The 14,092-nt window shown below is 42.0% G+C and carries 9 protein-coding genes and 1 tRNA gene; 1 reads left to right on the forward strand and 9 read right to left on the reverse strand.

The features are described from left to right. Positions 1–238: 238 nt before the first annotated feature. From GEZ84_RS08465 to argR, 9 genes are all read right to left on the reverse strand, one after another. A tRNA-Glu gene (locus GEZ84_RS08465) sits at positions 239–310 on the reverse strand. A gap of 122 nt (positions 311–432) precedes the next feature. Beyond that, entirely contained in the window at positions 433–867 is a 435-nt protein-coding gene (locus GEZ84_RS08470) for a cytidine deaminase family protein (protein WP_153224209.1), read from the reverse strand. Between the two features lie 13 nt (positions 868–880). Continuing rightward, positions 881–2,341: a glutamate--tRNA ligase gene (gene gltX / locus GEZ84_RS08475; protein ID WP_153224210.1), complete on the reverse strand. Its 1,461-nt coding sequence runs from the start codon at positions 2,339–2,341 to the stop codon at positions 881–883. 237 nt (positions 2,342–2,578) lie between these two features. Further along, positions 2,579–3,928 (reverse strand): glucose-6-phosphate isomerase, encoded by a 1,350-nt coding sequence (locus GEZ84_RS08480; RefSeq protein WP_000018266.1) that lies wholly within the window; start codon positions 3,926–3,928, stop codon positions 2,579–2,581. Between the two features lie 170 nt (positions 3,929–4,098). Then, complete coding sequence (locus tag GEZ84_RS08490) at positions 4,099–4,788, reverse strand: gamma-glutamyl-gamma-aminobutyrate hydrolase family protein (protein WP_153224211.1); 690 nt, start codon at positions 4,786–4,788, stop codon at positions 4,099–4,101. A 289-nt stretch (positions 4,789–5,077) separates the two neighbouring features. Next, the gene (patB, locus tag GEZ84_RS08500; RefSeq protein ID WP_153224213.1) at positions 5,078–6,844 is read right to left on the reverse strand and encodes a multidrug efflux ABC transporter subunit PatB; all 1,767 of its coding nucleotides are present in this window, start codon (positions 6,842–6,844) and stop codon (positions 5,078–5,080) included. Position 6,845: 1 nt separating this feature from the next. Beyond that, positions 6,846–8,552 (reverse strand): multidrug efflux ABC transporter subunit PatA, encoded by a 1,707-nt coding sequence (gene patA, locus GEZ84_RS08505; protein WP_153224214.1) that lies wholly within the window; start codon positions 8,550–8,552, stop codon positions 6,846–6,848. A gap of 145 nt (positions 8,553–8,697) precedes the next feature. Continuing rightward, positions 8,698–11,232 (reverse strand): DNA mismatch repair protein MutS, encoded by a 2,535-nt coding sequence (mutS, locus tag GEZ84_RS08510; RefSeq protein WP_153224215.1) that lies wholly within the window; start codon positions 11,230–11,232, stop codon positions 8,698–8,700. Between the two features lie 50 nt (positions 11,233–11,282). Then, positions 11,283–11,729, reverse strand: coding sequence for an arginine repressor (gene argR, locus GEZ84_RS08515; protein ID WP_001231476.1), 447 nt, complete (start codon positions 11,727–11,729; stop codon positions 11,283–11,285). 135 nt (positions 11,730–11,864) lie between these two features. On the opposite strand from argR, the gene argS reads away from it, so the two are divergent. Further along, positions 11,865–13,556, forward strand: coding sequence for an arginine--tRNA ligase (gene argS / locus GEZ84_RS08520; protein ID WP_153224216.1), 1,692 nt, complete (start codon positions 11,865–11,867; stop codon positions 13,554–13,556). Positions 13,557–14,092: the final 536 nt, after the last annotated feature.

Below are 14,092 nucleotides of genomic sequence, written 5' to 3' on the forward strand. Positions count from 1 at the left end.
TTTGAGTTCTCACTCATTTCTGTCACTGACAGATTTATTGTTTTTTCATTGTTCAGTACTACAACAATTGTTGTAGTGCCCTGCACATTGGTTCGTCTTGTTCAGTTTTCAAAGGTCTTTGTCACTTGCTTCTCTCAAGCGACAACTATATTAGTATATCACAGTCGCTTTCGCTTGTCAACACTTTTTTGAAACTTTTTTTATTTTTTTCAATCAGTATTTCTTCTGCAACATACCATAGTCCGTACGGGATTCGAACCCGTGTTACCGCCGTGAAAAGGCGGTGTCTTAACCCCTTGACCAACGGACCTGAGTTGTTTTCAACTCTTACTATTATACAGACTTTTTAAACTTTGTCAACACCTTTTTTAATCTTTTTTCAAGTTAAGTAAAAAGCGTTAAGTAAAAAGAGCCAGAATTATACTGACTCTTCTATTGATTATTAAACTTAGAAGCACGTTCTTCTCCCCACCAATAGGGCATTAGTTCTGCGATTTTCACTGTCTTTCTTCTATCGTAGTCCATCATGAATTCTGCATCCTTATTTTCAGCGTTCAACTCTAAGAGGAACTCTCTGCAAGCTCCACAGGGCATTCCTGAACTTCCACCATAAGGTGATTTGTCTCGAAAGGCTAATACTTTTTTAACCTTAGTTTGTCCTGAGAATTGATACATATTAAAGAGAGCTGCCCGTTCTGCACAGAGGTGGAAAACACCACAGGTTCCCTCCATACAGAAACCTGTAAATATTTGCCCATCTTCTGCTTCTACTGCGGCTACAACATGATTGGCATAAACAAAAGCGGATACTTCATGTGGATTGTATAGTTTCTGTGCTTCTTCGTACATCTTTTCCCAGATGTCCATTGTTGCATCCTTCTTATTTAGAGATTTCTTTTAGCATGTTTTCGATATGCTGAATTGATTTTTCACGTCCAAGCAAGAAAATTGTATCTGGCAATTCTGGTCCATGCATTTCACCTGAAACCGCGATACGAATAGGCATGAAAAGATTTTTCCCTTTAATACCTGTTTCTTTTTGAACAGCTTTTATTTGCGGGAAGATATTTTCTGTCACAAATTCATCATCTGTCATCGCTTCAAGTTTTGCTTTAAAGACTTCAAGAACTGTTGGGACTGTTTCACCCACCATGACTTCGCGCTCCGCTTCGGTCAATTCTGGGAAGTCTGAGAAGAAAAGATCTGTCAATGGAACGATTTCGTCAACTGATTTCATTTGTGGTTTATAGAGCTCAACTAGTTTTTCAGCCTTGTCTGTCAAACGGCCTGCTTTTTCAAGGAATGGTTTTGCCATTTCAAAGATAGTTTCTAGGTCTGCATTCTTGATATAATCATTGCTCATCCAGTCTAGTTTTTTCTGGTCAAAGGCTGCTGGAGACTTGCTGAGGCGGTTTTCATCGAAAAGTTTAATGAGTTCTTCACGAGAGAAAATTTCATCTTCGCCACCTGGGTTCCAACCAAGAAGAGCAATAAAGTTAAAGACTGCTTCCGGTAAATACCCTTTTTTACGGTAGTCTTCGATAAACTGAAGGGTGTTGGTGTCACGTTTAGACAATTTTTTTCCAGTTTCAGAGTTGATAATCAAGGTCATGTGACCAAACTCTGGAGCTTCCCAACCAAGTGCTTCATAAACCATAAGCTGTTTTGGTGTATTAGCAATGTGGTCGTCTCCACGGATTACGTGAGAGATTTGCATATCGTGGTCATCGATAACAACGGCAAAGTTGTATGTTGGGTAACCATCTTTCTTTTGGATAACCCAGTCACCGCCGATATTGCCACCTTCAAATTCGATATCACCTTTGACCATATCATGCCACTTGTAGATACCTGACTCATGGACAGCCAAACGAACAGTTGGGATGATCCCTGCTGCTTCACGTTCTGCGATGTAAGTTGCTTTTTCTTCTTCACTCATACCAAGGTATTCATTGATGTAGCGAGGCGTTTCACCAGCTGCTTCTTGGCGTTCGCGTTCAGCTGCCAACTCTTCTTCTGTAACGTAAGATTTGTAGGCTTTTCCTTCAGCTAATAGTTGATCGATGTATTTTTGATACAAGTCCAAACGTTCAGACTGGCGGTAGTTTTCATGTGTTTCTGGACTTTCATCCCAATCCATTCCTAACCAACGAAGGTTTTCAAGCTGTGAACGTTCACCATCTTCGACATGTCGTTTACGGTCAGTATCTTCAATACGAATGATAAAAGTTCCACCGTGATGACGGGCGTAAAGGTAGTTGAACAATGCTGTACGAGCATTTCCGATGTGTAGTAGTCCTGTTGGACTTGGTGCGTAACGTACGCGGATATCTTTTGACATAGTTTCTCCTATAAAGTCTTTATACTCAATGAAAATCAAAGAGCAAACTAGGAAACTAGTCGCAGGCTGTACTTGAGTACGGCAAGACGACGTTGACGCGGTTTGAATTTGATTTTCGAAGAGTATTAGGCGTCTGCCTTTTTTGCTCTCTATATTATATCACAAGTCTTGGCTGAGTCCAATTTCTATGGATAAAGAGAGTAAAAAGAGTGGACAAACCACTCTTTTCTTCTATTATTATAGACGTGCGTTAAGTTCTTTGCTCAATTCTTCAAATCCTGGTTTTCCAAGAAGGGCAAACATGTTACGTTTGTAAGCTTCAACACCTGGTTGGTCAAATGGGTTGATGGCATTCAAGTAACCTGAAAGGGCAATTGCCAATTCGAAGAAGTAGATAGTGTAACCAAGAGTGAAAGCATCTTGCTCTGGAAGGGTCACGTACATGTTTGGTACATCACCATCTGTGTGGGCAAGAAGAACACCGTCAGTTGCTTTTTTGTTTACAAAGTCAACGTCTTTTCCTTGAAGGTAACCAAGTCCATCAAGGTCTTCTTCCAAGCTAGGGATAATCACGTTTTTACGAGGTTTATCAACACGGACAACTGTTTCAAACATGATACGAGTTCCTTCTTGGATAAATTGACCAAGTGAGTGCAAGTCAGTTGAGAAATTGGCTGAAGTTGGGTAGATACCTTTTTGGTCTTTTCCTTCTGATTCACCAGCCAATTGTTTCCACCACTCTGAGAAGTATTGAAGTGATGGCTCATAGTTTACCAAGATTTCAGTTGCATAGCCTTTACGGTAAAGGATGTTACGAACTGCTGCGTATTGGTAAGCTTCGTTTTCAGAGATTTTATCTGAAGTGTAGTCTTTGCGAGCTGCATTCGCACCTTCCATAAGGGCTTTGATGTCAGCTCCTGATGCTGCGATTGGAAGCAAACCAACGGCTGTCAATACTGAGAAGCGTCCACCGATATCATCTGGAACAACAAATGTTTCCCAATCGTTAGCGTCTGCTTCAACCTTAACAGCACCTTTTTGGCGGTCAGTTGTTGCATAGATACGTTTGTTGGCTTCTTCTTGACCGTATTTCTTAACCAAGAGTTCTTTGAAGACACGGAAAGCGATAGCTGGTTCAGTTGTTGTACCTGATTTAGAAATTACATTTACTGAGAAGTCTTTATCAGCTACGTACTCTACCAAGTCAGCAAGATAAGTAGATGAGATTGAGTTTCCTGCGTAAAGGATTTGTGGAGCTTTGCGCTCTTCTTTTGTTTGCAAGTTTGCAAAGTGATGGTTCAAGAAGTCGATTGCTGCTTTAGCACCAAGGTAAGATCCACCGATACCGATAACAACCAAAACATCGCTGTCTGACTTGATTTGCTCAGCAGCTTTCAAGATGCGGTCAAATTCTTCGCGGTCGTAGTTTTCAGGAAGGTCCAACCATCCCAAGAAGTCGCTACCAGCACCAGTTCCTTTACGGATCAATTCATCTGCTGCTGTTACTTGTGATTGCATGTACTCCACTTCATGCGGTGCAACAAATTTGTCTAAAACTTTTGAATAATCAAATTTAATATGTGACATGTTATTCCTCCAATATTTCTTCTTTTCTATCATAACGCTTACCTTCGTTTTTTTCAAGTTTTTTTGTTGAATTTCTCCAATTTTTATCAGAATTCAAACGTTTGCGTAAAAATTCCACATTCCAAAAATTTTGAAATAATAAAAGAAAGAACGACTAGATGTTCCAGTCGTTACAGTTCATTCAATAAATACTCAAATAATTCTAAATTGCCATCTTCTTCATTGACCAGAAACTCTGGATGCCACTGCAAACCGATAATGCGGTGCTCATCGATAGACTCAATCGCTTCAATGGTCTGGTCTCTTGGATCAATAGCAGTTACACGGAAATTAGGTGCCAAATCTTTAATACTTTGACGATGGACGGAGTTGACCTGACTTTCTTTTCCAAATAGCTTGGCCACCATGCTTCCTTCTACTGTCTCAATAGAGTGAGATGTTCCGAAAGGTAGTCCTTGCCAATGACCTTCGATTTCTTGATTGAGGGTTCCTCCAAAGGCAACATTAACAAGTTGAACACCGCGACAGATTGCCATAATTGGTTTATTCTGACGGAGCGCTTCTTTCAATAGAGCTAGTTCAAACTCATCACGAACCAGATTATAATCATCGCTCTCGATGCTCTTTTTCTCTCCATAAAACTGAGGGTGGACATTTTGTCCTCCTGTCAAGATGAGTTTATCAATCATTTCTACATAATCGCGCACGACTGACTCATCACCAACAGGAATGACTAAAGGGAGACCTCCGACTTGACGAATGCTCTCTGCGAATCTACAAGATACAGATGAATGAATGTTTTTGCCTTCTGCATCTACGGGACACAGATTTGCAGCAACTCCTACAACCGTTCTAGGCATGATGTCTCTCCTTTCGAATGTTAATACTCTTCGAAAATCTCTTCAAACCACGTCAGCGTCGCCTTACCGTATATATGTTACTGACTTCGTCAGTTCTATCTACAACCTCAAAGCAGTGCTTTGAGCAACCTACGGTTAGCTTCCTAGTTTGCTCTTTGATTTTCATTGAGTATAACGATAGTCCTATCATATCACTCAAAACAACTTTCGTCTAATATGTTTTTTTAAAGGCCGTGATAAATATTTTTTATGGACAAGAAAAAGCTGCCCACATAGGACAACTTTTTTCTTATTCGAAGACAAATTGATTGTGATAGAGTTCTGAGTAGAATCCACCTAGTTTCAAGAGTTCATGATGGTTACCACGTTCAATGACTTCTCCATCTTTAAGGACAATAATCTGGTCTGCATTGAGAATGGTTTTCAAGCGATGGGCAATGACAAAACTGGTTCTGCCTGCTACAACCGCCTCCATGGCATGCTGAATCTTGCTTTCTGTCACCGTATCTACGTTTGAAGTTGCTTCATCGAGAATGAGAACTTCTGGATCTGTCATCAGAGTTCGAGCGATAGAAATCAATTGTTTTTGTCCTGTCGAGAAGATGCTCTGGTCATCATCGATAAGGGTATCATATTTATCAGGCAAACTTTCGATATAGTCGTGAATGTGGGTTGCCTTGGCTGCTGCCTCAACCATTTCCTGACTGGCATCTGGCACACCAAAACGGATATTGTCTCGAATCGTTCCGCTAAATAAAACCGAATCTTGCAAGACAATTCCCACCTTGCTTCTGAGACTATCTAAATCATAGTCACGAATGTCTTTGCCGTCAAAATAAATACCACCAGCATCAACATCATAAAAGCGATTGATAAGGTTCATAATAGTCGTTTTCCCTGACCCTGTCGGACCAACAACTGCTGTCATCTGACCTTTAGGGGCAGAAATGCTAACATCTTTCAAAATAGGTTTATCAGGCAAGTATGAAAAATCAATGTGACTGATTTCAACACCTTCTTGCAACTGAGTGAAGGTCGGAGCGTTTTCAGGTCGGATTTCTTCCTCTGCATCGAACATTTCCTGAATCCGTTCAGCCCCTGTAAAGGCCAACTGAAGACTTCCCCAACTAGCTGCAACTTGGATAATAGGCTGGTAGTACTGCTGGGAAAATTGGGCAAACATAACAATCAAACCTAGGGCTGTACTTGTTTCAATAGATTTATCATTCAATAGAAAAGCTGAACCCGCAAAGATGACGATAGCTGTGTTAACCAAACTCATCCCATTCATGACAGGGAACAGAATTCCTGAGAACATCCTTCCTTTAAAGGTTGCCTTGCGCACGCGCTCATTTTGTTCAAGAAAGCCTGTCATCATATCCTCTTGAATTCCCTGCACAATCACGGCTTTTTGACCTGAGATACTCTCATCCATATAGGCATTGAGCTTCCCGACCTCTTTTTGTTGGAGGTTGGTGTATTTGCGTGCCATTTTCACGATGAAAATCAGCATGAGGAAGGCCACTGGTGTGCTGGCAATGGTGATGAGGGCCAGCGTCACATTTCTCGAAAACATGACAAGAATCAGACCAAGGTATAAAACAATATTGCTCATGACCTGAACCAAGCTTTCGTTAAAGGCTTGGAGGATATTATCCAAATCACTAGTAAAACGAGATAGGATATCGCCATCTTGTCGGCGGTCAAAGAAAGAAACCGTCAAACGAGCAAGCTTACCAAAGAGGCCTTTGCGCATCTCATTGGTCGATTCTGCAATTACGCGCGTCATGAGACACATGTATATGACACTGGAGATAAAGAGAACCAAAACCAGCAGGCCAAGATTGACCATGATTCCTGTTAGGCTTTGCCAAACAAGTTCTGGATTGCCATCTTGATAAGCTTGAACTAAATTAGCTAGCTGCGTCACCGCTTGTCCAGAAAAGACCGGAAAGAGAGCTTGGGCAAGAGTCGCCAGAACAATCATCAGGATGACGACTACAAATGATAGCTTATAGACTTTAAAATAATTCCAAAAAAATTGAACAGTCTTCATTTTACTCCTCCTTTCCTTTCTGTGTTTCATAGATTTCACGGTAAACGGCATTGTTGGCAACCAAGTCTGCATGCGTGCCTTGACCAATCAATCGCCCTTGATCTAGAACCAAGATTTTATCTGCATGAACAACCGAGCTAATCTTTTGCGCGATGATAATGGTTGTCGTCCCCTTCAAGTCCTTATTCAAGGCTTCTTGGGCCAGGCGCTCTGACTTAGCATCCAAGGCTGAGGTCGAATCGTCAAAAATCAAGATACGGGGATTGCTGACAATCCCACGCGCAATCGACATCCTTTGCTTTTGTCCACCTGAGAAATTGGTTCCCCGTTCCTCAACTGGACTTTCAAAGGTTTTCTCCATACGATGAATGAATTCACTAGCCTGGGCAATATTAGCTGCGCGTTCCATTTCAAATAGAGTAGCATCTCCTTTACCCTGTCTCAAGTTATCTGCAATCGTTCCACTAAAGAGAATGGCACGTTGGAGAACGATAGAGACAGCTTTACGCAGGGTTCCTTCACTCACTTCTCGAATATCCTTGCCTCCAATTTTGATGGTCCCTTCCTGCGGGTCAAAGAGACGTGGAATCAATTGAGCCAAGGTTGATTTTCCTGCGCCAGTCGCTCCTACTACACCAACCATTTGACCAGGTTCAATAGTAAAGCTCACATCTTTCAGCATCGGTTCCTTGTCCATTGGATAGGTAAAGGTCACATTTTCAAAGCTAAGACTTCCGACCAACTCTTCATCTGGGACATCCTTGAAGGTCATGGCTGGCTCTGCGTCAAGAATTTCTCGAATACGACGCAGAGAAATCATGGCACGACTGACAGAATTTCCCAAAAATCCAACCATGACAATGGTAAAGATAATCTGGCTTAGGTAATTGACAAAGGAAGCAATGGAGCCAACAACCGAAGGATCCGACTGAACCATCCCAGCAACCAGCCAAATAGAAAGGAAGACCGCCCCGTAACCGACCAACATCATGAAAGGTTCCACTACTGAAAAGGCATAACCAATGTAAAGGTTTTGACCGAGAAGTTCGTCTGAAACCTCCGTAAACTTAGCAGACTGCTCTTTTTCTTGGACAAAGGACTTGACCACACGAACACCGCGCAGATTTTCCTTGGCAATGGCATTGATGCGCTCAAGTAGGGTTTGAAACTTGGCAAAACGAGGTCCCATCATTCCCATCATGACGGCAGTCAATCCAAAAATCAAGACTACCATGAGAACAATTACCCACCACAGAGAAGGTAGGGTTTGAACCGCCAGGATAAAGGAACCGATGAACAAGAGGGGAAGTCTGAAAAGAATTTGGAAGGTCATCATGACCACGTTCTGAATCTGGTTGATATCATTTGTCATGCGAACGACTAGATTTCCCGCATTAAATTGTTCAATATTGGCATAAGAAAAGGTTTGAATTTTACGGAAGGCATCCTCTCGAAGGTCGGATGAAACTCCTTGGGCAATATAGGCTGCAAGGACAACATTGAGCCCACCAGCAACCAGACCGACCAAGGCCACACCAATCAACCAGGCCCCGATACTATAAATGGCTTCATATTTCCCAGCAAGGAGGGCGTCTAACACTTCCTGCAGATAACGCGGTTGCAAAAGTGAACTAGCAACCATCAAGCCTGTCATCAGGAGCGAAGCCAAGGTCTGCCACTTGTAGGTTTTTATTTTCTGAATCAGCATACTTTCTCCTTAAAAAATAGACAAAAGGGAGCGACAATGTGTCAGCTCCTTTTCATTCTGTTTGTGTGATGTTATTCTAGCAAAAAAGTGGGGGATTGTCAAAGAAGTCTCCTTGATATAGCTAGAATGACAAGTAATTCATTCTTTATAATTTTTGTTTTAACTCGACCAAGACATTCATAGCCTGCATAGGTGTCATATTGTAAACATCCAGCTTAGACAATTCTGCTAGGATAGGATGCTCTTCTGCTGTATCAAAGAGTGAAATCTGTTCAGTGACGGCACTTGTTTGTCTCATGGGTGCAGGACTTTCTGTCCCTTGATTCTCTAACTGAGTCAAAATCTTATCCGCTCTTGCTAGGAGAGCTGCTGGCAAACCAGCAATCTTGGCAACATGGATACCGTAGGATTTGTCAGCTGGTCCTGGTTCAATCTTGTGAAGGAAGGTGACCTGCCCATCCTGCTCCAAAGTTGCCACGTGGACATTGACCAAATGTTGTAAACTAGACTCCAGACTAGTCAACTCATGGTAGTGGGTCGCAAAGAGGGTCTTGGCTCCGATATGCTCATGGATGTATTCGATGATAGACTGAGCAAGAGCCATACCGTCATAAGTTGCAGTTCCACGACCTAACTCATCAAAGAGAATCAAAGAATTCTTAGTCGCATGCGAAATGGCATTGTTGGCCTCCATCATCTCTACCATAAAGGTTGATTGACCTGAAACCAAGTCATCTGCTGCTCCAATACGAGTAAAGATAGCATCAAAAATCGGCAAATGGGCACTTTCTGCTGGCACATAAGAACCCAACTGGGCCATAACCGACGTCATGGCTAACTGACGCATATAGGTTGACTTTCCGCTCATGTTGGGCCCTGTAATCAGTTGAATACTGGTATCTTCTGCCATCTGAATCGTATTTGGAATATAGGTCTGAGCCCCCATAACCTTTTCAACGACAGCATGGCGCCCTTTCTGGATATCAATTCGCGAATCATCTCCGAATTCAGGTCGAATCAAATGCTGGGTTTCAGCCACAACTGCTAGACTCTGTAAGACATCAACTGTCGCAATGCCTTGAGCTAAAGCCTGCAAACGCTGGATATACTTGCTGACTTCCTCACGAATACGCATAAAAATTTCGTATTCGAGATTGGCTGACTTCTCACGCGCCTCAAGCATATCTCCCTCGATACGGGCCAATTCTTCGGTTCCAAAACGTTCTGAATTTTTCAGCGTCGCCTTGCGGAAAAAGTGAGCAGGCACATTTCCCAGTTGCGAATTGGTCACATGAAAATAGTAGCCATCCTTTTTATTGTAGTCAATCTTAAGCGTGCTGATACCAGAGTTTTCTCGCTCCTTAGCCTCAATCTCAGCAATCCAGCTAGTCCCTTCTCTGAGCACTCGGCGGTATTTATCCAAAGTCTCATCAAACCCCGTCCGGATAATACCCCCATCTGTAATCACATGAGGAGCTTCAGGAGCAATCGCTGCGCTAATCAAACTCTCCAACTCAGGGATTCCATCCAGTTGTGCGATAAGATAGGCTAGAGCAGGTTGCTCCATCCCCTCTAAAATCGCACGGATCCGTGGCACACTGGACAAGGTAGTCGCCAATTGCAAGAGATCCTTAGGATTGGTTTTGCCAAAAGAAACCCGACTAGCCAAGCGTTCGATATCATAAACACCCTTGAGACTGTCTGTCAAATCACTACGCTCAAAGAAGTGGTCAAGAAAGACCTGCACCACCTCTTGACGTTGGACGATTCGTTCCTTATCAATCAAGGGACGATGAATCCAAGAACGCAAGAGACGCATGCCCATAGCCGTCTTGGTTTCATCCAAAAGCCAGAAAAGACTGCCCTGCTTCTTGCCTGAACGGGCATTTTCAACCAAATCCAGACTAGCCTTGGTCGCATAATCCATCTGCAAGAAATCCTTGATTTCATATCGGATAACAGGTTTGAGGTGGTTCAATTCCCTCATCTGGGTTCGATGAACATACTGGAGCAACTTACTAGATGCCGCTTGCTCCACAGCTGCTAATCGTGAATTCAGTAAATGAAGGTCTTCAAAGCCTTTTTTTTCATAGGAAAGTACCAGATTCATCTGACGACTAAGGATTTGTTCCTCTTCCTCAGACAAGTCATAGCCCAGCACCACTTCTCGAGCCTTGAGATTGCGGATTTCCCCACAAACCAGCGTGAAATCCAAAAGACCTGTCACATAAAAATCACCCGTCACTAGGTCCATATAAGCTAGGCCAAATTGATTTCCATCACGATCTATAGCAACCAAGAAGTTGTTCTGACTGTCCGGCTTACTGCTATCGACCACTGTCCCTGGTGTAATGACCTGAACAACCTCTCGTTTCACAACCCCAACTGCTTGTTTAGGATCTTCCATCTGCTCTGCAATAGCTACTTTATAGCCCTGCTCAATCAAGACATCGATATACTGTTGGGCAGAATGATAGGGAACACCCGCCATAGGAATCGGATTGTCGGCATTCTTGTTGCGACTCGTTAAGGAAATTTCCAGAATCTGCGCAGCATTGACCGCATCCTCATAAAATAATTCATAAAAATCACCCATACGAAAGAGCAAAAAAGCATCTGGATATTGCTTTTTAATATCCACATACTGTTGCATGCCAGGTGATAGCTTTTCTGTCGCCATTGTCCGTCTCTCCTTGTCAAAAATAAGTCTTGAGAGCAACTCCCAAGACCTTACTTATCTTTCATCAAATCTAGCAAACGATCTTCCATGAGTTTGGCAACGTGCTGGTCTCGACAAATGACCAATAAGGTATTGGCACCAGCAACTGTTCCTAAAATCCATTCATCCTTGTTTGCATCTACAATATTTGCCAAAACAGAGGCTTCTCCCAATTTGGTATGAAGTACCAAGGTAAACTCTGCTCTTGCAACACCTTCTAAATGATGAGACAAAAATTCAACCAAATCAATCTTTTCCGTCTCATTTGCTAGTACATAATACACCATATCATTTTTCTTGACCTTGGTCAAGCCGATTTCGCGCAAATCACGAGACAGAGTTGTCTGCGTCACAAAGACATTGTGCGCCTCCAACCGATCTTGAATTTCTTTTTGTGTACTTAATTTCTCCTCAGTAATCATTTTTTTTATTAACTGATGACGATCTCTTTTTCTCATAAAATCCTCTTATGTGAATATTTATAACTATTTTTATAACTATATTATACCAAAAAAATAGGAGATTTCAAAAAATTTTTCTTCTTTCTTTAAAATTGTGATAAAATAGTAGAAAAGTCCAAAAAGGAGCTCTTAATGAATACAAAAGAATTGATTGCTAGCGAATTGGCTAGCGTCATTGATAGCCTGGACCAAGAGGCTATTTTAAATTTACTGGAAACCCCTAAAAACTCAGAAATGGGAGACATCGCTTTCCCTGCTTTTTCTCTTGCAAAGGTCGAACGTAAAGCACCTCAACTGATTGCGGCTGAACTGGCTGAAAAGATTAACAGCCAAGCCTTTGAAAAGGTTGTTGCAACGGGACCTTACGTTAACTTTTTCCTTGATAAATCTGCCATTTCTGCTCAAGTATTGCAAGCTGTTATCACTGAAAAAGAACACTATGCTGACCAACATATTGGCAAACAAGAAAATGTTGTGATCGACATGTCTAGTCCCAATATCGCTAAACCATTTTCTATTGGTCACCTGCGCTCAACTGTTATCGGAGATAGCTTATCACATATTTTCCAAAAAATCGGTTATCAAACAGTCAAGGTCAATCATTTGGGAGACTGGGGTAAACAGTTTGGGATGCTGATTGTTGCCTACAAAAAATGGGGTGACGAAGAAGCTGTAAAAGCTCATCCAATCGATGAACTCCTTAAACTCTATGTCCGCATCAACGCTGAAGCTGAAAATGACCCTAGCTTGGATGAAGAAGCACGCGAATGGTTCCGTAAACTTGAAAATGGCGACGAGGAAGCTCTCGCTCTTTGGCAATGGTTCCGTGATGAAAGTTTGGTGGAATTTAACCGCCTGTACAATGAATTACAAGTCGAATTTGACAGCTACAACGGAGAAGCCTTCTACAACGATAAGATGGATGCAGTTGTAGACATTCTTTCTGAAAAAGGCCTTCTTGTTGAATCAGAAGGTGCCCAAGTTGTGAATCTTGAGAAATATGGAATTGAACATCCAGCCCTTATCAAGAAGTCTGATGGAGCAACTCTCTATATCACACGTGACTTGGCTGCAGCCCTTTACCGTAAAAAGGAATACCAATTTGCCAAATCTATCTACGTCGTTGGTCAAGAACAATCTGCCCACTTTAAACAGCTCAAAGCCGTCTTGCAAGAGATGGGCTACGACTGGAGTGACGACATTACTCACGTTCCTTTTGGTTTGGTTACAAAAGAAGGGAAAAAACTCTCTACTCGTAAAGGGAATGTCATCTTGCTAGAGCCTACTGTTGCAGAAGCTGTTAGCCGTGCCAAGGCTCAAATCGAGGCTAAAAATCCTGCACTTGAAAACAAAGACCAAGTAGCACATGCTGTTGGGGTTGGTGCCATTAAATTCTATGACCTCAAAACCGACCGTACAAATGGATATGACTTCGACCTAGAGGCTATGGTGTCCTTCGAGGGGGAAACTGGACCTTACGTTCAATACGCCTACGCTCGTATCCAATCTATCTTACGCAAAGCAAACTTCAAACCAGAAACAGCTGGTAACTATAGCTTGAATGATGCTGAAAGTTGGGAAATCATTAAACTCATCCAAGATTTTCCACGTATTATCAACCGTGCGGCAGATAACTTTGAACCTTCTATCATTGCTAAATTTGCAATCAGCCTGGCTCAAGCCTTCAACAAATATTATGCACATACACGCATCTTAGATGAAAGTCCAGAACGCGACAGCCGTCTAGCCCTCAGCTACGCAACCGCAGTCGTTCTCAAAGAAGCCCTTCGCTTGCTTGGAGTAGAAGCGCCAGAGAAGATGTAAATCGTTACAAGAGACTGGAACTAAAGTTCCTAGCCTCTTGACGGCAATCGCTATATAGCGAATTGCCTAAACGCTTCACTAACTCACCAAACCAAATAATATCAATTTGGTTTGGTTCATGTCGTAATATTTTAAATTACTTGATTGCAAAACAATCTAAGTAACTAACGCCAAATCCTATCAGAGATTTGGCTAGGCGCTTCACTAGTTCTGGGACATAAATATGATTGATTTATGTCTTAAAACGTCGTAATCTTAAAGTTATTGGAACTAAAGTTCCTAATTGTTGGACGCTAGTCGCTTATATGCGGACTAGCTAACTGCTTCACTAGTATTGTAATAGAAATAATATCGATTTCTATTACAATACGTCGTAACTAGGGAGACTTGCCTAAACGCTTTACTAATTCACCTAACCAAATAGTATCGATTTGATTTAGAGGGCTATCAAAAATCTTATCAAGTTTTGCTAACTTGCTCTGCTACTTTGAATTGAATAATTCAATCTACTCACTACTACTTCTTTATCATACAGG

This window comes from Streptococcus mitis, assembly GCF_009496155.1.
Classification (GTDB): Bacteria; Bacillota; Bacilli; order Lactobacillales; family Streptococcaceae; genus Streptococcus; species Streptococcus mitis_BQ.